The 25,237-nt window shown below is 53.1% G+C and carries 23 protein-coding genes; 4 read left to right on the top strand and 19 right to left on the bottom strand.

From position 1 onward, the window contains the following. Positions 1 to 2: 2 nt before the first annotated feature. Complete coding sequence (gene mshL / locus FCL40_RS01210; RefSeq protein ID WP_229360246.1) at positions 3 to 1,700, bottom strand: pilus (MSHA type) biogenesis protein MshL; 1,698 nt, start codon at positions 1,698 to 1,700, stop codon at positions 3 to 5. A gap of 129 nt (positions 1,701 to 1,829) precedes the next feature. Between mshL and FCL40_RS18800 the strand changes: the two genes are divergently transcribed. After that, positions 1,830 to 1,961 carry a hypothetical protein gene (locus tag FCL40_RS18800; RefSeq protein ID WP_267873488.1) on the top strand — a complete coding sequence of 44 codons (132 nt, stop codon included), beginning with the start codon at positions 1,830 to 1,832 and terminating at the stop codon, positions 1,959 to 1,961. A 3-nt stretch (positions 1,962 to 1,964) separates the two neighbouring features. Here the strand turns inward: FCL40_RS18800 and FCL40_RS01205 are convergent, their stop codons facing one another. From FCL40_RS01205 to FCL40_RS01180, 6 genes are all read right to left on the bottom strand, one after another. After that, positions 1,965 to 2,636 (bottom strand): hypothetical protein, encoded by a 672-nt coding sequence (locus FCL40_RS01205; protein WP_136850539.1) that lies wholly within the window; start codon positions 2,634 to 2,636, stop codon positions 1,965 to 1,967. Beyond that, positions 2,633 to 3,235 carry a PilN domain-containing protein gene (locus FCL40_RS01200; RefSeq protein ID WP_136850537.1) on the bottom strand — a complete coding sequence of 201 codons (603 nt, stop codon included), beginning with the start codon at positions 3,233 to 3,235 and terminating at the stop codon, positions 2,633 to 2,635. The genes FCL40_RS01205 and FCL40_RS01200 overlap by 4 nt, the downstream gene beginning before the upstream one ends. Next, positions 3,225 to 3,884, bottom strand: coding sequence for a type IV pilus biogenesis protein PilM (locus tag FCL40_RS01195; RefSeq protein ID WP_169306961.1), 660 nt, complete (start codon positions 3,882 to 3,884; stop codon positions 3,225 to 3,227). The genes FCL40_RS01200 and FCL40_RS01195 overlap by 11 nt, the downstream gene beginning before the upstream one ends. A gap of 333 nt (positions 3,885 to 4,217) precedes the next feature. After that, positions 4,218 to 6,131 (bottom strand): EAL domain-containing protein, encoded by a 1,914-nt coding sequence (locus FCL40_RS01190; RefSeq protein ID WP_136850533.1) that lies wholly within the window; start codon positions 6,129 to 6,131, stop codon positions 4,218 to 4,220. 291 nt (positions 6,132 to 6,422) lie between these two features. Further along, on the bottom strand, positions 6,423 to 6,842 hold the full coding sequence (locus tag FCL40_RS01185) for an organic hydroperoxide resistance protein (RefSeq protein ID WP_136850531.1): 420 nt from the start codon (positions 6,840 to 6,842) through the stop codon (positions 6,423 to 6,425). Positions 6,843 to 6,916: 74 nt separating this feature from the next. Further along, positions 6,917 to 8,302 carry a hypothetical protein gene (locus tag FCL40_RS01180; RefSeq protein WP_136850529.1) on the bottom strand — a complete coding sequence of 462 codons (1,386 nt, stop codon included), beginning with the start codon at positions 8,300 to 8,302 and terminating at the stop codon, positions 6,917 to 6,919. A 99-nt stretch (positions 8,303 to 8,401) separates the two neighbouring features. On the opposite strand from FCL40_RS01180, the gene FCL40_RS01175 reads away from it, so the two are divergent. The 3 genes from FCL40_RS01175 (at position 8,402) to FCL40_RS01165 (ending at position 9,774) form a co-directional block, all read left to right on the top strand. Further along, entirely contained in the window at positions 8,402 to 8,605 is a 204-nt protein-coding gene (locus FCL40_RS01175; RefSeq protein WP_136850527.1) for a hypothetical protein, read from the top strand. A 40-nt stretch (positions 8,606 to 8,645) separates the two neighbouring features. Continuing rightward, positions 8,646 to 8,969 (top strand): hypothetical protein, encoded by a 324-nt coding sequence (locus tag FCL40_RS01170; protein WP_136850525.1) that lies wholly within the window; start codon positions 8,646 to 8,648, stop codon positions 8,967 to 8,969. A 364-nt stretch (positions 8,970 to 9,333) separates the two neighbouring features. Beyond that, complete coding sequence (locus FCL40_RS01165; RefSeq protein ID WP_136850523.1) at positions 9,334 to 9,774, top strand: antitoxin Xre/MbcA/ParS toxin-binding domain-containing protein; 441 nt, start codon at positions 9,334 to 9,336, stop codon at positions 9,772 to 9,774. Between the two features lie 352 nt (positions 9,775 to 10,126). Here FCL40_RS01165 and FCL40_RS01160 read toward each other — a convergent pair whose 3' ends face one another. From FCL40_RS01160 to FCL40_RS01105, 12 genes are all read right to left on the bottom strand, one after another. Beyond that, the gene (locus FCL40_RS01160) at positions 10,127 to 11,416 is read right to left on the bottom strand and encodes a hypothetical protein (protein WP_136850521.1); all 1,290 of its coding nucleotides are present in this window, start codon (positions 11,414 to 11,416) and stop codon (positions 10,127 to 10,129) included. Between the two features lie 243 nt (positions 11,417 to 11,659). Then, positions 11,660 to 11,905, bottom strand: a complete 246-nt coding sequence (locus tag FCL40_RS01155) for a hypothetical protein (RefSeq protein ID WP_136850519.1) — start codon at positions 11,903 to 11,905, stop codon at positions 11,660 to 11,662. Between the two features lie 1,760 nt (positions 11,906 to 13,665). Beyond that, complete coding sequence (locus tag FCL40_RS01150; protein ID WP_136850517.1) at positions 13,666 to 14,712, bottom strand: hypothetical protein; 1,047 nt, start codon at positions 14,710 to 14,712, stop codon at positions 13,666 to 13,668. A 75-nt stretch (positions 14,713 to 14,787) separates the two neighbouring features. Then, a complete protein-coding gene (locus tag FCL40_RS01145) occupies positions 14,788 to 15,402 on the bottom strand; it encodes a super-infection exclusion protein B (protein ID WP_136850516.1) in 615 nt (204 codons plus the stop codon). A 235-nt stretch (positions 15,403 to 15,637) separates the two neighbouring features. Continuing rightward, a complete protein-coding gene (locus tag FCL40_RS01140) occupies positions 15,638 to 17,872 on the bottom strand; it encodes an AAA family ATPase (RefSeq protein WP_136850514.1) in 2,235 nt (744 codons plus the stop codon). Next, positions 17,869 to 18,294, bottom strand: a complete 426-nt coding sequence (locus FCL40_RS01135) for a hypothetical protein (protein ID WP_136850513.1) — start codon at positions 18,292 to 18,294, stop codon at positions 17,869 to 17,871. Before FCL40_RS01135 ends, FCL40_RS01140 begins: the two co-directional genes overlap by 4 nt. Next, positions 18,294 to 18,713, bottom strand: coding sequence for a hypothetical protein (locus FCL40_RS01130; RefSeq protein ID WP_136850511.1), 420 nt, complete (start codon positions 18,711 to 18,713; stop codon positions 18,294 to 18,296). The genes FCL40_RS01135 and FCL40_RS01130 overlap by 1 nt, the downstream gene beginning before the upstream one ends. After that, entirely contained in the window at positions 18,706 to 20,790 is a 2,085-nt protein-coding gene (locus tag FCL40_RS01125) for a hypothetical protein (protein ID WP_136850509.1), read from the bottom strand. Before FCL40_RS01125 ends, FCL40_RS01130 begins: the two co-directional genes overlap by 8 nt. Next, on the bottom strand, positions 20,783 to 22,351 hold the full coding sequence (locus FCL40_RS01120; protein WP_136850507.1) for a site-specific integrase: 1,569 nt from the start codon (positions 22,349 to 22,351) through the stop codon (positions 20,783 to 20,785). Before FCL40_RS01120 ends, FCL40_RS01125 begins: the two co-directional genes overlap by 8 nt. Further along, the gene (locus FCL40_RS01115) at positions 22,348 to 23,670 is read right to left on the bottom strand and encodes a site-specific integrase (protein ID WP_136850505.1); all 1,323 of its coding nucleotides are present in this window, start codon (positions 23,668 to 23,670) and stop codon (positions 22,348 to 22,350) included. The genes FCL40_RS01120 and FCL40_RS01115 overlap by 4 nt, the downstream gene beginning before the upstream one ends. Before the next feature lie 149 nt (positions 23,671 to 23,819). Continuing rightward, on the bottom strand, positions 23,820 to 24,470 hold the full coding sequence (ssb, locus tag FCL40_RS01110; protein ID WP_136850503.1) for a single-stranded DNA-binding protein: 651 nt from the start codon (positions 24,468 to 24,470) through the stop codon (positions 23,820 to 23,822). Positions 24,471 to 24,534: 64 nt separating this feature from the next. Further along, entirely contained in the window at positions 24,535 to 25,218 is a 684-nt protein-coding gene (locus FCL40_RS01105; RefSeq protein ID WP_136850501.1) for a type IV pilus assembly protein FimV, read from the bottom strand. Between the last annotated feature and the right edge of the window lie 19 nt (positions 25,219 to 25,237).

The raw sequence follows: 25,237 nt of genomic DNA, 5'->3' as shown, positions 1-25,237 counted from the left end.
GCTCAGTTGTTCGGATACCAGGTGTTGATCAGCGACCGGGACTGCTCCAGCTGCTGTTTCCAGCTGCCCCTCTCGATCACCGTCGGCTTAAGCAGGATCACCAGCTCGGTCTTGGCCTCGCGCTGAGAGGTGTTGGTGAACAGGGCGCCCAGACCGGGAATGTCACCCAGCAGCGGCACCTTGGATTTCACGTCCTCTTTCAGGGTCTTCATCAAGCCGCCGATCACCACCACGTCGCCGCTGCTGGCTCGGATCAGGGTATCGGATTCTCGGATGTCGCTCTGGGCCAGGGGCAGCTCCACCTGGTCACCCAGCACATTGATGCTCTTCACCTTCTCGGAGATGTCGGACACCGAGGGGTGAACGTGCAGTAGCACCTCGCCGTTCTTGGAGATCTGCGGAGTCACGTCCAGGGCGATACCGGAGAAGAATGGGGTCAGCTCAATCTCCGGGTTGTTGATGGCGGTGTTGCCCGCCACCGTGGTGGTACTGGACACCTCTGTGACGAAGAACTCGTCGGTGCCCACCTTGATCACCGCCTTCTGGTTGTTGGTGGCGGTCACCCTGGGGCTGGAGAGGGTATCCACATCCCCCTGGGTGTCCAGCAGGTTGATCACCGCGCTGAAATCGGAGTTGGTGAAGGTCAGACTGGTGAGGTTGCCGATCGCTTCGGTAACCTGGTTGCCGAAGCTTCCCTCGGAGGTGCCGCCACGCCAGGGGGTCAACTGGGGCTGGCCAGGCAGAGGTGTACGCCCTTCGTTTTCCAGGATGGTCCACTGGATCCCCTGCTGGAAACCGTCGTTCAGTCGAACCTCCAGGATACGCGCCTCCAGGATCACCTGGCGCTGCATATGCTCCTGGGCCTGCCCCAGGAACTCGCCCACCAGACGCAGCTCCTCGGGGTTGGCACGCACCGTCACCAGGCCGGCCTGCGGCAGGATCACCACCGAGCGACCGGATCCGTTCCCCACCAGGGTGGTCAGGCTCTGTTTCAGCTCGCTCCAGAAGTCACTCTCGTTCAGGGTCTGGATGTAGGTGCCGTTGCTGTTCTGCTGGCTGTTGTCGCTGTTGTTTCCCTTGTTGCTGTTGTTCTTCGACGAGTTGGAGCCGTTGTTGGCGTTGCGGTTGCCGCTGTTGTCGTTGTCATCGGTCAGCCGGCCGGAGTTGACGCTGGTGACCGACAGTCCTGCCCGCTTCATCGACAGATAGTCCACCGCGAAGGTTTCGGTGCGCATGCCCGCCGGGTAGATCTGCAGCACCCGGCCGCTGCGACGCACATCGTAACCGTAGAGATCTTCAACGGTCTGCAGCACCTCATCGAGGGTGACCTGCTTGAGGTTCAGGGAGATGGTCCCCTGGACACCGGGGTGCACGGCCGCACTGTAGCGGCTGCCCTCCACCAGGCTGGCGAAAAACACCTGGGCATCGACATCCTTGGCGGCCACATCCACCAGGGGCTGGGCGCGCCGGTTGTCCGGGAGTCGGGGCACGGACAGCTCCTGGGCCACCTCCTTCGGCAGGGCCATCGGCGGAGCCACCTGGGTGGTCCGTGCCTGCTGCTCCTCCATGGCCCGGGTCAGTGCCTGCTTGGTCTCGCTGGGATCCTGGCGCTCCTTGGGCAGAGACTGGCACCCGGACAGCAGCAGGGCCGTCAGAGACAGGCACAGAAATAGGGTCATCGATTCCCAGATCTTTCTCATAATTGGATACCTAGCTTGGGAAACAGTACCAGCTTGCGGCCATCCGCCAACCAGACTGCATCTCGTTCAATTCTTTTGATTGTCGACCCCATCAGCGCGTCACCCTGTTCAAAGGCGCGGCCGCCAACGATGGCGACACGCTTCTCCCTGGACACCAGAATCGACTGCAACTGCCCGACCGGGGCCACCGGCGCCGATTTCGTCGGGGCCTGCGCCACCCAGCTGGGGGGCTTGGTGGGGTCCCTCAGGGACTCCGCCTGAATCTCAGCGGCCAGAGAAAAGCTCAAAGTCAGTGCGAGCACGCGTACCAACACGAATCAACTCCTTCTCAGTTCCGAGGGTATAAATATCCAGAGTCATCACCGCTATGGGGTAGGACTCCACCTGGTAATCCACTTTTTGCCAGTAAAACTGCTGAGGCAGGGACTCCATCTTGGCCAACACCTTCATCAGGCCGAAAAACTCCCCCTTCAGCCTCAGGGTCAGCCCATGCTGATAGAGGGCGCTGCCGGTGGCCAGCGGCTCCGACGGGTTGGAGACCAGGGAGACCAGCTCCACCCCCGACACGCTGCCGAGCATCTGCGCCAGCACCGACGGCATCTGCTCCGGCAGGATCAGCCCTACCACCCGCTCACCCAGCTCAGCCTGCTCCTGGGCGATCTCCTCCGCCAGCCTCTCCAGCTTCAGCCGGTTGGATTCATTCACATCCAGGGTCAGGCGGTCGTTCAGATCCAGCAACTGCGCCTGAAACTGGGGCAACTGACGCTCTATCTGGGCTGCCGATCCCTGCAACTGCTTAAGCTTCATCCACATGGGCTCGGCCACCATCACCAAACCCAGCGCCAAAATCACCACCTGCAGGGCGGCGAACATCATCCCCCGTTCGCGGCCGCTCAAGGCTTCAAACTGTGTTCTCAACAGCTGCATCTGCTTCATGGCGCCCCCTCCCCGGAATCCATCTCGTGACCGACGGTAAAGGTCACCGGCCCGGTGTCGTTGCCGCTGAGGCGGAACTGACTCAGCGAGCGCCCGCGCAGCGACGGCTTCAGGCCTAGCCTGCCCAGCCACTGAGGGACGGCCGCCGGGGATTGGGCCAGCCCCTGCAGCAGGATGCCGCTGTCGGAGACGCCGAAGCGCTGCAGCCACACCTGCTGATCACTGCTCTGGGCCAGATCCCGCATCAGGTTGGAAAACCCGGGGTTGGCCATCACGCTGCGGCGATCCAGCTCTGTGGCCAGCAGGTCCATGGCCGCCAGCTGGCGCTCGAGGATCGTCACCTGCTGCGCCAAGCCCTGATCCAACTGGCGCGCCGCCAGCTGTTCACTGAGGGACTGAATCTGCTCCTGGGCCTGAGACTGCTGGTTCTGCAGGGCGGCCAGCCGGGCCTGGGCCCGGCCGGTTTCAACGCTCAGCCAGCCACACAGGGCCGACAGGGCCAGGATCACCCCCAGGGTCACCGCCAGCAGCCGGTTAAAGTTCAGCCTGACGCTGACCGGCAACAGGTCGCTGCGGTAAAGGTTGACTCTATGCTTCATGCTGCACCTCCGGTTGCTCGGTCAATACCGAGGCGACGATGCAGTTCACCACGTCCCGGTCGGCGGAGGCGATGGACTCGACCGGCAGGTCAAACAGCGATTGTATGCGCGGCTCGAGCCACTGTTGCAGCTCCACTGGCAGCAGCAGCGACATGCTGACGGGCATGGGCATCCGCAACTGGCGATCCAGGTAATCGAGGGAGCGCTGCAGCTCCAGGGTCATGGCGTCGAACTGCGTCTGCCGGGTCAGCTCATCCTGCCCTTCGGCGAACACCACCCCATTGATGGGGCGCTGCAGCACGAACTCACCGGCGACGGAGACCAGCAGGCTCAGGCGGTTCTCTTGCAGCTGGCACAGCATCAGGTGGGGCCGCTCATCCTTTGGCATCAGGTTGGTGAGGGCGATCTCCTCGATGGTGATCAGCTCAACCTGGACCTTGAGGCCGTGCAGCAGGGCCACCAGGGGCTGAATCTTGCGGCGGTCGGCGACCACCACCTGCAACTTCTTGGGGCCGGCGGGCTGAACCTTCAGTTCGAAGTAGTCGATCTGCTGATGTTCCAGGGGGATGGCGGAGAGATCCTTCACCGACCAGGTGAGCGCCGCCACCAGCTCCTGCTCCTCCACATTGGGACGATCGACGGTGATCACCTCATAGCACTCAGAGCTGAGCAATAAACGGAGGGTTTTCGGCCCTTTAGGCAGTTGATTCAATACGGAACGCCACCCTTCGACGCTCCGTGCGGGCACGGGGGCAAGGCGCACATCCTTCGCGGCCAGATGGCACAGATTGCCAGACAAATATCCACCAATATGAATCGGCACCAAAGACCGATTGGAAAATATCCCCATAAAACCGCCGCTTAAATTTATTTTAAATTAGTTAATTAACAATATTTTGCGCACTAAATACATGTGCGGCAATGGTATCACATTCCCCTCTGTCAACCATGCCCCTCGTCAGAAATCCGTCGGCGTCAAAAATCAGAACACCCGTTTCAACGCCTCCAGATCATCGCTGGCTTTGCCCGCCAGGGCGCCCTGGTAACCGACGACATCCAGCTCGGCGAGCCGCTGCCGCTCCTCCTCAAACTCGACCCCCTCGGCCAGGATGATGACGTTGGATTGAGCCAGGCTCTTGACAACACTACCGATATATAACTGATTTTCTGGGCGAAGGTGAACCTTTTGCGCCAGGCTGTTGTGCAGTTTGATGAGGTCGACACCGAAGCGCTCCACATAGTCGAGCTCCTCCACCGACTGACCCACTCCATCCACCGCCAGCAGGCAGTCCACGGATTTCAGCTGGCTCAGGGGCTGCTCCAGTTTATCCGACTGAGCCACCAGCTCCCGTTCATTGATCTCCAGAATCAGCTGTTGACGACGGCTGCTGTAACTGGCCAGCAGCATCTTCAGCCGCTTGATGAAACGCTCATGGAGCAGAGACTCGGCGGAGATGTTGACCGATACCCTGACCGGCCAGTCATGATCCCGCAGCTTGCGCAGGGCGATCTCCACCAGCCTCAGCTCAATCTGCGGAATCAGCCCGCAGCGCCAGGCCATGGTCCGGTACAGAGTGGCGCGCAACAGCTCGCCCTGGGGCGACCGCAGACGGCTGAACACCTCCAGGTGGGCCAGTTCACCGCTCTGGGTCAACACCGGCGCCATAAACAGCACCAGCCCGTCCCGGGCCAGAGCGTTCTCGATCATGCTGCGCCAGCGCACCGACCCCTGGGCCAGCTCCCGGTCGACGGCGCCCTTGTCGTACATGAACCAGCCGCTCTCTCCCTGGAGCAGGGCCGCCTTGAGGGCCATCTCCGCTTCGGACAACACCTGATCCGGGGTATCCCCCCGGTTGTAGTAGGCGACACCGATGTAGAGCAGCTCATCGCGGTACACGCACTTGGGCAGGGTGATCATCTCGACGCACTTCATCAGCTTGGACACCAGCCCCTCACACTCCTTCAGCGGCACCTGGGGCACCAACAGCGCCAGTTCCAGGGAGTTGAGGTTGGCAAACACTGTGTCAAAGTGTTCGGCAATGATGGGACGGGCCAGTTCGATGAACTGTCGCTTGACCGGTTTGCGCTCCTGCACCGGCAGCCCCTCGAGGCCGGTGAATTGGAACAGGGCCACCATCCCCTGCTGGGTAATGACACCGCCCTCGGCCTGGGCCTGCAGCCGGTGATCGAAGAAGGAGCGGTTACCAATCCCAAGTTCGGCGTCGAGGAAGGTGTTGGTCCGGATGAAGTGATCCAGCTTGCGCTTGGCGGCCTTCTCCTCCTGCCACACCTTGTGCAGCAGGCCCAGCGCCTTGGCGGTGCTGATGGGCCGTTCAGACCTGCTGCGCTCGCGGGCGGCACTCCACTCCCCATCCAGGATCCGCCGGCTGCGGGCGGCCAACAGTTCCACCCCGTTCATCTCCCGGGTCAGCCAGAAGTAGCCGATCAGCACCATCGCCAGGGATGACAGCAACCCGGCGCCAATCACCACCCACTCGCGGGCGGAAAATCCCATCAGGATCTGAGGCGCAGGCATCACCACATTCATGGTGACGTCGTTGGAGAGTCGCACTTCGAAATGACTCTGATGACGCTGCAGTGGGTAGGGTGCCTGCCACTGATAGAGATCATTGCCATCGCTCTCCAGCCGAAGCCGGGAAAACTCGTAACTGAGCAACAGGTCGGGCAGCCAGCGGTCCAGGGCAGACAGGTCGGCGTTGCGAAAAAACTGACGCTCCATGGTGGCCGCCAGCGCCTCCACATTCTGCTGCTGGTTGCGGTTGGCATGGGAGAACGCCGCGGTCCAGGCGCTGATCATCAGCGCGAACACCACAATGCTCAGCGAAGCCACCCAAAAAGAGAGCAGTCTCTGGGTCTGTTCCCTAGTCGTTGTCATTGACACCCCTGTCACGCCCGGTTCTCATTCGCCGGGCTTAGTCATCGAAAATCAGCTGTTGCTCACCCCTGACGTACAGTTCGCCAAGAGTATGCCTAAGTTACCGCAACGCAGGCCGAAACCCTACAGATATGTGTGCAAAAGCGTCCAACCTGGGGCAACAGTTGAATCGCCGCAAGGCTCAGCCACTGCGGCGGATCGCCGCCTGGCTGACGCGGTCGCCGCCAGGAGGTCGAGCAGCTGTTCCATCGCATTCAGGCGTCCCGCTGAGGGCGCCGTTCCGTCCGGGACCTATACCGTCACATGCAGCCGGACGTCGACATTGCCCCGGGTGGCGTTGGAGTAGGGGCACACCTGGTGGGCCTTGGCCACCAGGGCGTCGGCGGCGGCGCGATCCAGGCCGGGAAGGCTGATGTGCAGGTCGATGTCCAGGCCGAAGCCCCCGGGTATCTGGCCGATTCCCACCTCGGCACGGATGGCAACCTGCTGAGGGATGGCGATCCCCTCCTGGTCCCCGACAAACTTCAGTGCCCCGATAAAACAGGCGGAGTAGCCCGCGGCAAACAGCTGTTCGGGATTGGTGGCGGCGCCGCCGGCCCCCCCCAGGGCCTTGGGGATCGCCAGGTCCAGATCCAGTATGCCGTCGCTGGAGCGCGCATGGCCATCGCGCCCGCCGGTGCTGGTAACGTCGGCTTTGTAGAGTACATCCATCGCAGGGACCTCCCATCTTGGGTGAATGATCGGGCCCCGCCACCGCTGGGGCTGGCGGGGCCGCATCCCCAAGCTTAGGCGGGATTCCCCTCGCTGTCGGCACCCTCACTTTCCGAAGCAGGCGCAGCCGAGTCCCGCTCCGTAGACAGCTGCGCCAGCCGCTCGCCGATGCAGGCACAATAGCACTGGTTTTCATGCCAGTTGCCGATGTTGGGCGCGTGGATCAGCGCAAACTGCCGCCAGCGTCGCTGCACCGACGGATAGAGGCCCTGGTCATCCCGCCGGTGGGCCTGGTAGAGGGTGCGGGCAGCGATGCTGATGCCAAGCTTGTCGCGCAACCGCCGCGCCAGCCGTGACGACATGGAGTCGGCCTGGTCGTCCCCGCCGACGAAGATCGGCAGTCCCAGCCGGGATTGTCTGGCAAACAGGAAGTAGTGCAGGTGCACGCCACAGGTGGTCGACAGCATCCGGCCGAAACGATACCCCCTGCCCTGCTCGTCCACAAACAGCTGCTTGCGGTAGTCGGTGACGGCGTACTCCAGCAGGGTCATCACCCGCTCCTCCGCCATCCCGGCGACGGTGACTGGGCTGACGGCGGCAGCAAAGTCCCTCTGCCCCTGCCGGTCAAACAGCGAGCGAATCAACCGCTGGCCCGCCGAGGTCTCGGTCAGCGCCAGGTCGATCTCCAGCTTCCTGGTGTGAGCGGTCAGGGGGGTGCGCTTGCCCGCCACCACCAGCTCCGCCGGGAAATCGCGCCTGCTCTCCTTGATCCCCCGGCGAAACTCACTCTCCCAGACAAAGTGGGCAATCATCTGGAACTCGCGATAGAGGTGGAGCCGCAGTATCGGTTCGGCGTAAGAGAGGGGCGGCGGCTGGCGAGGACGAACGGCGGCAGTGTCGATCAATCCCCGGTCCGAGGCAAAGCACAGCAGCTTCAGCGGGGCCAGCAGGTCCTCCACCAGGTAGGCGTGGAGCACCAGGTCCAGCAGGTGATCGGGGGCAACTCCGGAGAGGTCCAGCTCGGGATCCGCCATCAGTTCGTCGGCCATCTCCGCCACCGGCTCGAAACTCAGGCCGAGGCGGGCCATCAGCGACGCCAGCAGCTTGTGCACCAGGGCGCGGCGAAAGTCCCTGTTGTACTCACTGAGCTGGTCGATCTGCTCCCGGGTCACTCCCCCCTCCAGCCTGGCACTCTCGGCTACCCAGCGCTGCCACTGGCTGGCCTGGGGGTGAAGCTCCGAGGCCTCCACCTGCAGCAGGCACAACAGGTAGTGAGTGAGATAGGGGCGCTGCTCCGGCGGTGCTCCCGATGCCTGCACCTTGGCCTGCACCCGCTCCACCAGGGTCATCAGCCACCCATAGCGACCGGGATTGCGCTGCGGGCACAGGCGGATCTGGCCGGCCACCAGCAGATCCAGGGCCTGGTGGATCCACTCGGCGCTCTTTTTGATTCTTGGCATTTGTCAATGGCTTTTTAGGTACTCCTGAATTGTACCTTAACAGGTAACCGGTTCAATTTTAATCTGTTTCCATCAGGTTCAGCAGTCGAGGGAAGTCACATGAAGTACAGCAAAGAGCCCGGCATCTCCGCCCTGGTGAAGCAGTTCATTGGCAAAGGCTGGCAGTTCCAGAAGGGACGCAAGCACGGCAAGTTGATCGCCCCCTGGGGCAGGGCGGCGGTGATCCCCGCCACCCCCAGCGATCGCCGCGCCTACCTCAACCTGCGCAGCCAGCTGCGCAGGATGGAAGCTTCCCCCTGCTGACCCCCAACCCCGCAACCCCGCAACCCACAGGAGCTCGACCATGTCTGACACCAACAACACCTCCAAGCTGGTGGGAACCACCGGCGCGGTGGCCACCACAGGCACCGCCCTTTCCACCGCCTCCGCCGTCGCCGGCGGCTCCGCCGCCACCATCATGTCGGCCACCGCAGGCACCACCGGGGCAGCGGTCGCCTCGACCCTGGGCGCGGCGGGCACCTCCGGCGCCGCCGCCATCTCCTCGGGGATGGCCACCGCAGGAGCTGTGGTGGGCGGCGGCATGGCCACCGGCGCGGTACTGACCGCCGCCGCCCCGGTAGCCCTGCTGTCGGTGGCGGCCTGGGGGATCAGCAAGCTGTGGGACTGAGTTCCCCCCAGAAACAGAAAAGCCCCGTCATCGACGGGGCTTTCTTATATTCGCTAGGGTACCGGACCGGTCTCAGAACGGAAAAGAGTACGTTTTGCAGAACATGAGTGAGTGAGTGAGCCATGTTTTTCCTCATATATGGCATGTAATAGCACGTCCTTTATTTTTCTTGGTTAACACAATAAGAATCAATGTTAACCAAAGCTCAGTTCTCCTACTCAAAAACCTCTTTAATTAACAAAATTTGACCCTAAGATGGTTCTCATCGTCAGATGCTAAGAGTTCAGCGGCACATGAGCAGATGTGTATCCAAGTGACGACTATTCATGGGCTATTGTAGTACTCAGGTAAGAAGGAGGTGTACATGACTACAACAGCACTCTCATTGGATGAGATCGTGATCTCGAGACTAGAACCCGGAATAAAGCCAGAATCAACAACGGCACTGCATGAAGCCATACTTCAGGAGCAGCGCCTTACAGGTCGGGCACTGAAACTCGTAGCGAAACGGCTTCCCCGCCAGATCGTAGCTGGAGCCATCGGCATTAACACTTCCAATCTGAGCAAACTGTATTACCGCAAGCGTCTTTCTAGAGTTCAGAGTGAACGCATCAGTGATTTAACAGCCACTTGGTCAGAACTGAATGATGTTTTCATGCATGACGACAATGCTCTGAATGAGTGGCTTCATTCTAAACTGCCAGCCCTTAGTGGTCGACCTCCGGCCAAGTTGTTGGAAACCATCGTAGGTCGAAAGGCGTTGCGCGAAATCCTGAACCGCCTTAGGTACGCAGATTTCTCGTGATCTTGTTGAGAAATCTGCATAAACCTTACAATAAAACCCTATTTTTAATGTGCTTAGGCTTCAGAAACCCCTTCTAGCATCTACCTGTGCACTCTGGAGCAAGCATTCAGCTCTGGAATGAATAAAATGAAAAGGAACAGGGACAGGATTTTTTTGATGTAACTGTCAGGTACAATCTGAATTAACCCAAGTTAGACGTTACGAACTAAGTCTGGCGCCCGAAGCAAGCAATCGAAGAATCATGCTCCATAGGCTTGGGCACCATCTGCCTGACAGGTTGAGCACGCCATAAATAAGCATTTTACATGCTTGATATTAATGTTGTGCTCAACGGTAAGCGTCATTATTGGGCCTAATTGTTAGTCTCTTCATCTACTCCGGCCAAAGCTAACAATTCATCCCTATCTTGTTTATTCAGCCAAATTAAGAAACCAGTATCAACAACATTTAATCGAAGATTTGTTTGATCATAATCAAGAATGATTGGCTTGATTTCCTTCTTAGCTTGTAGAGAAGCCGTAGATTGAAGCGCCTGTGTAATATTACCAGGATTCAGTTCTTTGCCTGCTGGGTGATGGCCCATCAGATCTTTTCTGATGTCACTGTATCGAATGCCAGTTTTTAAATTTTCTATGTTGCTTGTTAATACCGGGTGTAAAAGCCAACGATGCATCTGCAACTCAGTTGTCTGAAACCCATCAGAAAACTGAGTAATAAAAGAATTGAATCGCCCTGTTTGTAGGTTCACTACACCTTCAACGATCTCTGATGCATCCTCCTCTGAACCAATAGAAAGTACATCACCACTATGAGTACGATTTACGCCATACCGTTGACAGCATTGGTAACAAGACTCCTGAACTATATACACACTACCAAAGCAGTTTTGTATCAAATGATCTTTGAAATCGTCAGTAAAGCTGACATTCAACATTGCTTCTCCATCTGATATTACCTGTTGAAGCTCATGCTCTTTCCAAAGATCTGCGTCGATAGAAACCACCCTACCTGTAAGGTCTCCGTTGTATACAGTCAGTCTATTTTCTTCAAGCCATACACCAATAATTATGAAGCAATAAGGAGACTCTTCGTGAAATGCTTTTAGTGCAACTGAAAAATCTTTCTGTGCTTCAGTAGATAAGTAATGAAAGTCCTCTAGAACTATGTATTTGTTAAAAGTGATTTGATTTAGACAATTTATAATATCGTTGACGTCTTCAGGATCTAGCTCAAGAGGATGAGTGGTTGTCGACTCAGAAGTTTGCCTTTCTTGCTCTGTTCCAGCCTCGGCTCCCACGCCAAAAACACTGGCTTTTATTTTAGCTAATATCTTTGATTTTCCAGAAACAGTCTTGGCCGTTGACTGCGTGACTTCAAACCCAGCCTTTTTCAAAATCGCACTATTCAAATCTGAAATCGACCACTTATTAGAGCAATGAACAACGATATAGTCATCGCTGTTAAGGCAGTGCTTTCTCAGACTTGTCTTGCCTTGTTTTGAGCTGCCGTAAATTACTAGATGCTTATCTCTTGTTAAATTTTCAATAAGGAAGTCGTCGGCAGTTGGTCGAGTAACATAGTTCAGAGGCAAATCCCTGGAGATGCCAAAGACATCTGATGCATTATGTGTGATTTCCGACATGGTATCTCCGCGTATTCGGTTAACATTGTGTCATCCCAAACAATGTCCAACTAAATCAAGTACATGTCAACCATATAGGTCAAAGAAGTCGAAGGAGAAGGTCCTAGAGTCATCGGGTTAGCACTCAGGCACTGCTATGTGACCACTCGTTGTGGCAAAGCTAACGTAACCAATTAGGTGTCTTTACCACAAGAAGCAGAGGATTTAGACAAAACTGCCAACATCAATCATTCACGAAGGTGACTAGCCTATGTTCAGCTTCGCTAGTTCGTCATTGAACTCAGTCAATTCTGGGGCACTTTTTTCATAGCGCTCAATGGTTGGCCATAGGACGTCAATAATCGCCACGTTGACGTCATAGTCATCTATCAACTGATCCATCAGGAGCAGTGCCTTATTGTGCTCCTCCGGAGTCCGGATTTCACAGATAAAGGGAAACTGCTCTATGGCTGATTCTAATGCTGTGATGCTTTCAGTCATGTGCTTCACCACTTGATCCTGAATCATGTCATTTACGGAAGCATGTCGGCTTTCTTGTTGAATGTTAGTCCTAGATGATATCAGAGTCATCAAGAATCAAGGTAACCAGTAGAAAGAACCAGTAGCTGCCTGACTCCCATCTCAAACCTTTGTACTGCAAAGGATGGCTGGTGTGTAGGCAAGCGGCAAAATGCGCGCACTTGGACCTTGCACTCTCAGAGTTCCATTGGTTCTGCTGACCGTCTGTACGTGACAAACTCAGAGTTGAGGTCAAACATGCTGAGCAACATGCGAGCAGGGTCATAGGGGCGATGCCTGCCGCCGCGATGTTGCCGTTGAACCTGACTGATCATGACACAAGACCTATCAATCAGTTTCAACGACCATATTGGGCGCCGTTGTGGTCATTGATCGACAAGCCACAGTTTAACTCATTAATCCTCAGAATAGGGGCTCGGTGGGAGAAGGTGCACAGGCGAGTATGACACTTTGTCTCGCAAGATCCCTGACCTGAAGACTGAGATCGGGCTCTGCATGACTGACTCCTGATCTGAATAGTACTATACCCTGTGCAGCTCTTCTCTGGGTCATTACAAAGTGGCACAGATGCCTTTATAGCCAACATATCCGCCAATGCTTGCTACATAATACGATTACGGGGCCAACTAGATGTAAGGGAAAACAGGTCTCAGGCCCGCGGGGCGCCACCTGATGTAGGGGAAAACGGATCTCAGGGCACCGGAACTGCCCCTGATATAGGGGAAAACAGATCTGAAACCCCCGGGGCGCTCCTTGATATAGGGGAAAACGGATCTCAGGGCACTGGAACTGACCCTAATATGGGGATAACGGATCTCAAGGCACTGGAACTGCCCCTGATAGAGGGGAAAACGGCTCTCCAGGCACTGGAACTGCCCCTGATATAGGGAAAAACGGATCTCAAGGCACTGGAACTGCCCTTGATGTAGGGGAGAACGGATCTCAAGGCTCTGGAACAGCCTCAGATATAGGGGAAAACGGGTCTCAAGGCACTGGAACTGCCCCCTGATATAGGGGAAAACGGCTCTCCAGGCACTGGAACTGCACCTGGTGTAGGGGAAAACAGATCTCAAGACACTGGAACTGCCCCTGATATAGGGGAAAACGGGTCTCAAGGCACTGGAACTGCCCCTGATATAAGGGAAAACGGATCTCAGGGCACTCGAACAGCCCCTGATATAGGGGAAAACGGATCTCAAGGCACTGGAACTGCCCCTGATATAGGGGAAAACGGATCTCAGGGCACTCAAACAGCCCCTGATATAGGGGAAAACGGATCTCAAGGCACTGGAACTTCGCCTGATATAGGGGAAAACGGATCTCAGGGCACTCGAACAGCCCCTGATATAGGGGAAAACGGATCTCAGGGCACTGAAACTGCACCTGATATGGGGGAATACAGATCTCAAGGCCCCGGGATGTCCCTGATATAAGGGAAAACGGAACCAGAAACATAATACCGAATTAAAACAATGAGTTAAATATATAAGTCATCTAAGTTATAATCCGTATCAATCATGGATAGCCCATCAGTGAGAGGTGACCTCTGCTGGCAAACTTGGAGATACCAGGATCAGAGAGGTTGCGAGAAAAGTGGTGTCTCGTCATCACGCTGCAATTAAGGCACTCCGCGACAAATGACCATATTCGACCTTAAAAGCGTCAAAACTTTCCACGATCAGATCTTAGAGAAGCTGTCTGTTGAGCAGGTAGAAATCCATTTATGCATTTTATTTCTCATCGAATAGTCGAACTTCTATCACTCGAGTCTTAGCATTTAAATACTCATATGCTGCCCTAGCCTTTTTTATAAAAGCTTGATCTCTGGAAAAAACATAATCAGCAAAACTTCCCATGGAAGCATGACCAGCATCGCTCATTGCGGCAACAAATCTTTTTTCCTTGGCCATTTTAGAGTCAGGCTGATACCCTACAATATTTAAAACATTGTATATAGACCTTACTTTTTCAAATAAAAATTGTTGACGATCATATATGGGACTTACATCAATACCAAAGAACTTTTCTAGTGACATGTTGTAATTTTCATAGGCATCAATCTCGCTAAATACAGTCCAAATCTTTTTCACAACATCAGGTTCATCAATATTATTTAATTGGACTGGCCCTACTCCAGTGCGGCTTCTATAGTCATTTACTCCAGAAAAAAACTCTTCATCATCTATATGCTTGCGCAACTCGTTCGTGGAATATTCTAACAACTGTTTATATTGAGATCTCATGGTTTTCGTAAGGTTAAAAATGGTATCACCGAGATGTAAACCTTCGACCCCATCATATTTGCAAGCGTCCGATAATTCTTCAAGATGCTCCATCAACCCATTAAATGAGGCAATTTGCTCGGCATTAATATCATCAAAGCTATTCCCCCTTCTCCCACCAAAGAATTTCAAAAGTGATTGAGAGTTTGATTTTTCTATTTGTTGATAAATAGGCTCTACACTATTACAATAGTATTTAAATGCATCAATTGGACTCACTTCATGCAATGTGGCATCTCCAGTCAACTCAAACTTATTGTTTGTAACTAACCTCAAGTACATCGCATTAAGCTCTTCTAGTTTATTTAGAAATAATTCACCTCTTTCACCTGTCCGTTTTATTTCCTTCAAGCTCTCATCTGAATATATAATTTGATAGCTGGCTTTGACTTCAGATTGAAACTCAATCGAAGAGCTTTTAATAAGCAAATCCAAAATATTGTGATCTAAGTACGCTGTTGGCTGACCTTTATATTTGGGGACTGAATTACTCACAAAATTTCCTTAAGCTATACAAACCTAAATTAGCCGCCACACAGGCATGACTTGGATCCCCTTGTTAAATTCAAGTTACCAACGCCTATGAAACACCTCATTGTGACGTGCTATTTCATTCATAAAGACTGGACGGTTATTTTTAAGCCAGTCCTCATCCGATTTCGAAAAATTGGAAGACTCAGGTAAACCTAGCATTTTTGTAGTAAGTTTATTTCTAACAGTTTGATTTATCTTGATTGGCATCAGCATACCAGCCAATGATCTTTCCCCTGCATTACCCGCAAACTCTAGAATTCCATGATTAAGCATCCCAGACACTGTAGCGTTATCGAAAGGCAGTTGTAGAGTTTTACGATTTTGGAGATAGAATTCTCTGAGAACAGATTTTTCATGAGGGTCCAAATCATTAATTTGCTCGATCAATTTGCTGTTAAACTCAGCCTCCAACCTGTTGCTTTTAATTTTGCACCATACCATTTGAACTGTGTCGATAGTCGCTAGAGCGCTAGAAAATATGAAAAGTGCTCCAAGCCAAGGACGATACTTATCAAGAAGAATATTCAGCCCAAGTTCCTTAACCATTTCAATAGGTAGAAACAAGGTCAATCCAGAAAAAAGAGCTGCCACCCACAAATATTTCAATGGCAACTTGATAAAGGCTATTAACTTATCAAACCAGTCTGGCATGATGCCTCCACAGTAATTCAACAAAGTGTTGATGTAAATTCCGCATAACAGGATAAAAATGACAACACGTTAGCAAGCGAACCTCTTTCAATCAATGGTTTGAGTTGGCGTTTTCGCTGTTCTCGAGGTGAGATTGAGAATTCGCGCCGACTGACGTTTTCATGAGTACACAATGACCGATTGGCACCATAGCTGACGTGACCAACGAGCAGGTTGTAGCAAAAAAGCGTGTATTTTAGACAGAGGCTGCCAACATCAACCTTTCACGAAGGAACGTTTGTCGGCTCAGTGCTAACGAACCTCTAGCCATAGCCGCTGCTATCACATTTATACCACCCAGGAGCACCAATCTATCTATAGGCCTAGTACAGGCTGTATACAGCACGGTTTGGTCTAGCATATTGGCTGCTTCCTGCGGCAGCGTAACCAAGCAAGTAGGCCATTGTGAACCTTGGCTCTTATGTATAGTAATCGCGAACCCAAGGGACAGTTTTTCGAGGAGGTCTGAAGTTATGCTGATATCGTTACCGTTAACTCTCATTGTTCCTAGAACGCCATCGATGCCAACTTCTGACATCACTTCAGTAATGACTCCGAGATCCCCGTTACGTACATCTGCACTTTCGGAGTAATTGTTTTCAGTAACCAAAACCGCATCACCTTCAAACAGTTTGGTACCTCCAGCAGTAATCCAAGGTATCCACCCTCTCTGCGGATCAGGATAATGAACTGCTGATCGACCCAGGCCACAGTGCTCCTGAAGCCGCCGGTTTAAGTTCTCGACACCGAACTCCCCCCTACGTAGCGGGGAAAGAATAATGCAGTTTTCTATACCTCCGGATTCAGACCAATACTCAATGATTCGATCAATACAGGGAGTGCCATCGATAGAGCATGCCGCGCTGTCAGCAAGCGTTGTTTGTGTTTTCGGCGGCAAGCATAAACGACCATTCCTAACCGACATAGCAAAGTGGTGAATAGGGCTTTCATCGCTTTGACGTTTGACCTGGGTAAGATTTAGAAAGGGGATGGGGGTATCAAAGAGTGCGTGGAAAACAAGCCCTGACCCCACAGGTGGGAGCTGAGCAGTATCACCAACAAACAAAATTCGAGTTGCCCTCGGTAACATGCCAACAAGCCGGTACATTGACAGCAGGTCAACCATTGATGCTTCGTCTATCACCAACAAAAGGTGAGGTGGCAGACTGGGCTTTTCGTCACCTAGATGGTCTGAAATCAATTTGGCAATTGTTTGCGCTGGCCTGCCTGTGCTCTCAGCCATACGCTGTGCCGCGCGACCGGATAACGCTACCTGATAACATGGAACTCCTGACCCAACTGTTTCGTAAACCCCGAGAATCGCGTTAAGAATGGTTGTTTTGCCAGTACCCGCGCCTCCAGAAATACATGCCACGGGAGACATGACTGCGCCTACTATCGCCCTTGATTGCTCGAAGGTCAGCTCAAAGTTAAGAGTTGATTGATAGGAGAGCAAAGCCTCTGTCACTGCCTCGCGTGTCAGTTGTTTCTCCCAGGCGGCCACTAAGGCATAAGCGCCTGGCTGTCGAGAATGGGCCTCCTGCAGGAATTTGGCTACTGCCGTCTCCATTAAAGCCGTTCCCCATACTTGATATCCCCCACTCACGCTAACGAGTAAACGATTGGTAACAGCTATTTCACCAACAGTCGCACGTACATCGGACTTCAGAAGTCTACTGCACTCCCTGACCAGGAGCGCTTGGTCAATGACGGTTGATTTCGTGCGGGAGGTATGGGAAACGGCAACATGCTGAGCAACCCCGGCCAGAACACACTCATCGTCGAGGCTCAGCCCCAACGAAGTGGTAATTTGCATTGTCTTCTCAAAAGACGCCCCCATTGCCATAAGCAGGAAGGGGTGGGCTTCCACTTCGGCTATGGCGCGTTCGCCAAAGATGCTGACTAATTTGGCCCCAAGGCTCATGGGCAGGTCTAGAGCCTCAAGCCATTCCATGGTCTCGTGTAAAGTGTCGTCAGGCCAATTGTTAAACAGACGCTCTACTCGTTCATTGGACATACCCGAGACAGCGAGCAACGCTTCTCTGTCCCTATTTTGGACCAAGGCACTGAGGTTTTTAAGCCTCACGAGCCTATTGGCGATTACACTTCCAATTCCACGGATATTGCTGCTTATCCATCTCGCAAGTATTCGGCCGGAAGGCCTCAGATACTTAATCTCGTACGCGTCAATCGTGTACTCAGTGATAGTCAGGTCGTTCACCTGAAAGCTGTTCAGGTACTCTTTCCCTGACAACTGCCATAATGAGCCGACGGCGGAAGCCTCTCTCGCTCCCTCAGGGAAGCGGACAACGAGAGTTTTGTCTCGCTTTCGCACCGATCCATCTTTGTTGATTAAATCCACCGTCGCATATCCCCACTTGCGACGTTTCTTCACTTGTACAATCTGGTTCAAATGGACAACGCTGCTCACGGTCGAAACCCCGGGCTGCCAGCGGAGATAAGCGCTTCTAACTCCTTGTAGGCATCCAATTGTCGCCGAAGGCTGCGGTTCTCCGCCTCTAATTCCGCAACTCGGCGGGTAAGTGCATTGTTTGTTGATGATATCTGGCCGGTACGCTTCAAAGCCCGCTCATGAGCCGCATCATGAGATGCCTTATCCATCTCCTCGTTTGTGAACCAAAGCTCATCAGCAGCTTCCAGGAGTGCTCTAACCGCCTTGTTTTGAGTACACACCGACGTACTGAAGTCTAACTCTTCGGCCAATGCACATCGATTGATGCGGTTATTGAAGGCATACTCATGCCAGTCTCTGTGCCGGTTTCTGTCGTCAATCCAAGCCTTCACTTTTGCGACGTTTTCTCCAGCTAGCTGCTGCCCGCTTTTCCCTTTCATTAATCGCGCTTAACCTCTGGTAGTGGCTTGTCGAGTTGAGTATCAAGTCGTGCCATGTCTACTCCAGGCATCTTGCGTATATTCTCTAGCCAACGAACATACTGCTCTTGAAACCGCTTAACTTGCAGTTCAAGGCGATGGTTTTTGGCTTTCAGCATTTCTATCTCTTTTAACGCCAATTCAAGTGTGACGTCATTGGTGCTGGCGCTTTCCTGTGCTTTTTCTTTGAGCTGTTTCTTTTTCTCATTAAAAGCCTCGACGATTTGAGGATAGCGGTGCAAGCCTCGCCACTTAATCGTCTGACCCAGCACCTTCGAGACTTGTTGGGCAAATGATTCCCAATCTAAGTCACCAGTCCATTTATCCAACTGATGCAAAATAACTGGCATGGTGTCTTTTGTAACGACCTTCTTAGGCATCATCTACTCCGAGTAAACCAGCCATGACCGATGCATCAACGAGCTCACCCTGGGGGATTTCAGTAGGATACCCCCTCTGCTTTAGGGAGCGTTCAACTGGACTTGGATCGTGTTCAACAGGAATCCATAGCGCGGTGCCATCAGGAATATCATCTGACTCCATTCTTAAGCGCTGTGTGCGGACATGGGCCAACTTCCAGCCCAAGTGTGACTCCCACCGGTCCGCACCAAAAACCTTTTGCTGCGAATCTTTCTTGGCCTTTAAATATTGCGACTCCAGCTTTCCTTCAACGATCTTGATGCGATCTAGGGTCTTTGGCATCCCCTTCAAACACACATGCTCTTTACATATCAAGCATTCACCACCTTTTGTGCATGGAGACATTGCGTAATCATGCACACAAAACCCCCATTCAGTAACGTCCGCAATTCCAACTCTATTAACCCCCAAGTCGGCATAGGCCACAGGTAGGTTCATTTTGAAAGCCGCCAGAGCCGTTGGGCGCGCATCAAGTTCAAGCAGTGCATTAGCCATCTCTTCTCGCTCTTCCTGAGTCCTCAGGTCGTAGTGTCGATTGTCCTCAACACGCGTTCTACCGGCCCACTGAGCCAACCTCCAGGCATCCATTCCTCCCCTCTCAGCATTGGTGGACAACCACACCCGCAGTTGATGCGAAGTTAATTCGATCTCACCGCCATCTTCATCTTTGAGCTCAAAACGCTGAAATATGGTTGGTATGGGATTTTTCATCTTGCGTGCTTTCAACTGATCGTTGAGCTGATTGATATCAGGCATGACCCAGCTAAACCCTTTTGGCATGTGTTTAGCGTGGAACTCATTCTCACGAATGAGCAGCAAAGCCTTCCAAATGGGGCGTCCTACTTTCGGTAAATTTGGCCAGTCGTTCGTGCGGTACTTATCCAGTGTGTATTGCGCTAAATGCTGATAAGTGGGAACCCCATTTGCGAGCAACGCATCAACCCAGTTGACATAATTTGCCCCTACAACGCGCCAAGCAGTGAAACTGTCATAATTCTTTGTCTTCGCTTTCAAGCGATTAATGGTGTTTGGAGTGAAGCCCATGGCTTGGGCGAATTGCAGAGCGTTAAGGGGTTTATTCTCCGGGAAGTCCGGTGGGGTGATGCAGTCCTTATGACGCAAAAACTTGCCTGGGTTTTCGTATGCAAACTTGGCAGCGTCACGGGCAGGTTGACTAATTTCGATCAAACGTGAGAACGCCTCTCTAACCACTTCCTCAAGATCTTTTGGCACCCACTTTATCGTGTAGTCATAGCCTTTCTGTGCATACCACCGAACACCAAGCCGCCCTTCATCCTCATGCAAACTGTCAGTTGTCAGATGCGTCAGCTCCGTCCCCCTTCCTGGGGCAAACATCAGGAGCACCAAGGCGCTGGACCAATATATGTCTTGCTTGGCTTCAGATCTGGCAAAGCAATCCGCCAACGCCAGCATCTGATGCTGGGATGGGCATCGCTCCTCTTGCCATGCTCGTGATGCCTCGTCAGTTCCTTCTGCTTTAGATTTGTGTCGCTTCCACGGATTCTGCCATTTCGGTAATGCTGGCGTGATGATTTTTTCTCTTAGAAATGTGTACAGGTTAATGAGTTGCCCACCATACTTGGACAATTTCGGCGATCTCGGGTATCTGTCATTAAGCAAATTCACCACTTCATCCTGAACGATGCCATTAGTCTTCAATACGTTGGCCTCTCCATGGATTTCTAGCAATGCGTCATACAAAGTTCTCAAGACAACCAATTTGTCGCCAACGCTCGTGACCTGCATCTCGCTTTGCCTTTGGCGTACATACGCTTTCGCAAAGGACAGAAACGGCTCATCCAGGGGCTCATAGCTATACGAATTCTTAATCTCACTGTACTTCGAAAACACCATCGCATGATTCTTACGGCCGCAGTTGTAACTCCACTCGTTAACTGCAAACCCACCCTGTTCTTGATACAGTTTCAGTACATTTCGGCCATGTTCAATGAAGTCTTGCAGGTTCTTTTTAGTGTCACTTTTCGACCTAGGCTTGAAGAAGATCGTATCATCCATTTTTTACTTCCTCTTCCTTGACCACATTTTCTTTTTCCAATTTGCACAATCGGATAACCTGCTCAACAGCCAACAGTAATCGGTCTGTCGATTGAATTACACTTGGAGATATACCTATCGCTTGCTGGTTCCGGCGTTCTTCTATGATCTCGTCACGAACTTCTTCATGTGGAGCATCGCGCCATGGTTGGAAGTTCACACAGGTGTAGCACGCCCGGTATCCTGAAAGGCAAAATGAATGAGTGCCACAACTCCCTACGCTGTGATGTTTTTGGTTTTTTATTCGGCTATGCGGATCATTCGCTCGTAGCGCATCTCGCTCTGAGTCAATCAACTTGCCGGCAAAAGCTTGCGCTAACGGTGCCAAGACTGGCGCCATCACCTCATCAATAATTTCGGCCGTTTCAGGGGTATTTTCTGCGTATACGGTGACATGCTGCGTATCGCTGTGGTCCAGAGCATAAGCCAGCTCCACCCCTTTTATGCCACGTCGTGCCAGATTGGTTCCCTTGGTGTAACGGAATCGACGCGATGTGACATGGATGAAGTCGCCGGTTCGTTCTGATCTAGCACTGCAACACTTGGCCACCTTAGCAAGTTCATCACCTGCTGTACGTTTACTCATGTGGAGAAAATCAGGCCGGCTTTCAAGCTCATCAATGAGTTGTTCGAGAGATGTCAGGTTGTCGACTCGCTCCATTTCGATAAACAGCGGGATCTGCTGCTTAATTGCTTCAGGGAGGCTCGTACCGATGCACCTTTCAACATACTCTTGTGACGCGAGACTCTGGTTTTTTAGTACATGGTAAAGATCAGGCACTATGCCTATGGTGCGAAAGTCCTCACGAAAGTCCATCCCCTTCTGTTTAACACGGGGAACCTTCAACGCATACTCCCGGCCGCCATTATCTTCTCTGGCGACCAGGTCACAGGCTCGCAGGTAACGAATTTGAACCATTCTGCGGCCAGTGAAAGAGAGGGAGAGGAGTAGCGAATACTGCCATAGAGTTAGAATCTGCTGAGTAAATGCATTTACTGCCCAGTCCAGCAGAGCCCCCTGCTCTTGTGGACTCAATGGACCGGAATAGGGACACGCCCCCTTTACCGCCTTTCCTTTCACCGCCCCTTTCAACGTGAGCGACTCAAGATAGTCGACTGAGTCTGTATCCATCCCGGGAAATTCCCAGTCGTACCAAGCAAGCAGGAAAGATTTCAACGACCCTAATACGCTCTCTTTGTCTCCCGTCAATGTCGCACGCCAATTGGTGAGCCCAACAACATTAATGTTAGGCTCTCCTGTTGAATCACAATATCTGTTGAAATGAGTAAACACAGAATCTGTAGTATTAGCAGCCAGTTCTTCAGCATATCGACACAACGCAAGTCTTAACCCCAATCTTGTGTCATCATCTAGGTTTCTCATGCGACCTAAATTCAAAGAGACAGAGCCATCTAATTGCCAGATGTCCGAGTTAACATCAAACTCATAGCCCATCTTCGATTTACGCCAATCGGGTGCCAATGACTGTTGGGTGGATTTGTAGTTGAGATGGCCGTTCATGTGACACTCCCCTTCTTAAGCCATTTAGCCTGGCCTTCCTGATCTTCACGCATAAGCTTGTCCGCAGTTTCCTTTATGTGGCGCAAGTTGTATGTCTGTGCTGTTCCCTCCGACGACCACCCGTTGAGATGCATGCGTATCTGTATTTCGTGCTTCTCGGAGATCAATTTCTTATTTTCACGTTCGGCTAACTCTGGGTTCGCTCTAACCCATGCGTTGTGGGCATCGATCCTTTTTGACAGTCTGTAGTTAAAGTTGTGTCTAAAGCCATGTCGGTTGATTTCTCCAAAAAGCTCCGGAAAACGCTCTGTAGCTGGTTTGAGTATGCGATTACGAAAACTTGAATCAGAGATTGGCTTTCCTTGGTGCTCACCTTTTTTGTGAGTTACGAAGAGAAATGGGTGCTGGTTAGCACCAGGTATGTGTGCCCTCACGTTAAAAATGTAGTCTCGGAGCCCTTCTATCAACGAGGTCTTAACAGCAACTGTTCGCCCGAGTGTCTTTTGCACTGGCTGTCTACTGCGAGGGTCATAGGGAACATCGTGTCGTCGTTCAACCGTTAAGGTTCCTGCATGAAAGTCGATATCGCCTATCTGCAAGGCAAGCACTTCTCCCGCTCGAAAACCTGTTTCATACATCACCTGAAACATCAGCATATTGCGCTTTCGGTTCATCGCGTTTTTAAAAGGATTATCACAATGGTCTTCGGCAATGACGCTCATAAACCTTTCAAACGTTTCAGGGGGAGGGGCTTTCAACTCAGGAGCCGTAATTCGCCCTTTACTTTTAGGAGCTTTTTTCCTCTGAGCCTTCAGCAACTGATGCATATCATCAACTTTCGAATGCATTTCTGCGTAATCGGCTCTGCTGACCAGGACAGTTCTCGCGATGAAATCTAGGTATGCCGTGATGTGGGATAATCGATTGAAGTAATGAGGTTTAGAGACGGTTTCAAACATTCTTTTGGCCTCAGGGTAACTCCGGGCCATGTTCACTACATTCTTGGCCGTCTTATTTTTCATAAACTTCTTCACACTTCTTGCGCTTAACAAGCAGTGGTCTCGAATTGAATGAATGTCTTCACTTGTTAGAAGCTTGCCGGAAGTGAACTCTGCGACCAAATCGCGCCCTTCAACCTCTTCCCAAAGCCGAAGATGCAAGATGTCCCTCATCGTGTTTTCGATCGCGGACGCGGTAAGCACGGTGCGCAAATTGGCCGTGACAAATAAAGTCATCCAAAAATCTGGCATCCCGCACTCATCTACGAGCATGGGGTAACGCTCACCATCAGAAAAAACTACGTGTGTAATCTTGTTCAAAGCTATCCATCGCCCACTAAATCAACTTTTACATAACGTACACAAACTAGCCTAGCTTACTCAACACCCAAGTCAAGAGAAAGCCAAAAAAAAGCCCCGTAAAACGGGGCCTTGGAATTTTAAGTAACAAAAGCTCTGAAACGTACTGTCTAAAACGGGATATCGTCGTCCCAACCGTCGTCCAGATCCGGGGTGTAGCTCTGCTGCTGAGACTGCTGCTGAGGTGCGGCAGGCTTCTGCTGAGGGGCCGCCGGCTTCTGCTGAGGCGCCGCCTGACGGGGAGCAGACTGCTGCTGACCACCCTGGAAACCACCGCCCTGCTGGCCACCCTGGAAGCCGCCGCTCTGCTGGCTGCCCTGGAAACCGCCACCTTGCTGGCCACCCTGGAAACCACCGCCTTGCTGGCCGCCCTGGAAGCCGCCGCCTTGCTGGCCGCCCTGGAAACCGCCGCCCTGCTGGCCGCCACGGGAATCCAGCATCTGCATCTCGTCCGCAACCACTTCGGTGGTGTAGCGGTCCTGACCGTTGTTGTCCTGCCACTTGCGGGTCTGCAGTTTGCCTTCCAGGTAAACCTTGGAGCCTTTACGCAGGTATTCACCGGCGATTTCGGCCAAACGACGGAACATCACCACCCGGTGCCACTCAGTGCGCTCCTGCTGCTGACCCTGCTGGTCTTTCCAGGTTTCACTGGTTGCTACGGTGATGTTAGCCACGGCATTACCGTTTGGCATGTAACGAACCTCGGGATCCTGTCCCAGGTTACCAACGAGAATCACTTTATTGACGCCACGGCTGGCCATCGTTGTCTCCAATGTTGAACTTTCTCTAATCGGCAAAGGGTAACACAGGCCCGTGCCGGGATCATCAATTCGCAGCGGCTTTCATCAGCGCCTTAAAGCGCACTTTGGCCGAGGATTCATCCTGCCACTGCCGCAGCGCTTGCGAGCCGGGACAGCGGAGCTCTTTGCAGATCAGTCGGTTGGGATCGCCACCGGGAAAACACTTGGGATTCGCCTGCACCAGCGCCACCAACGCCCCGTAGTGCCCCACCCCCAGAGACGGCGCCGTCTCCCGGGCCATGCTCCACAAGGTGCGGCCGTTCAGGGGGCACAGTTTCGGCGGCGACGGGCTGAGTTGGGCCGGCTGGGGATTCACCTCGGCGGCGGTGGCCGCTTGTCGCGATGCCTGAGGCTTACTGCCTCTCCCGGGCTTCAGGTCGATATTGAAGTGGATCTGCTTGTCCGGCTGGTCCTGGAACAGCCTGGTAACCGCCAGCTGGATGCGCGCCTCCCGCGCGGGCACCTCGGAGCGCAGATGGATCAGGAAGTCCCCCTCCATCTGCCGCGCCAGGGGCAGCTGCCGCCCCTGCTGCACCAGGAAGAAGCGCAACTGCTCAACCACGAATGGATCCCCGACGACATTCATGGTCAGTGCCAGTGGCTCACCCGGGCCGGAGTGCACCCGGTTTACGCTCAGGTGATCCACCTTCGGCGCCGCCGCCACTGTGCTCGTCCAGCACAGCAGTGCCAGGAGCAAACCTCTGACCATATTCTTCTCCGGATTCACG

Origin of the sequence: Ferrimonas sediminicola, from assembly GCF_005116715.1 — a bacterium.
Lineage (GTDB): Bacteria > Pseudomonadota > Gammaproteobacteria > Enterobacterales > Shewanellaceae > Ferrimonas > Ferrimonas sediminicola.
Note: the sequence above shows the minus strand (reverse complement) of the source record. Positions and strands in the feature narration are given on the sequence as shown.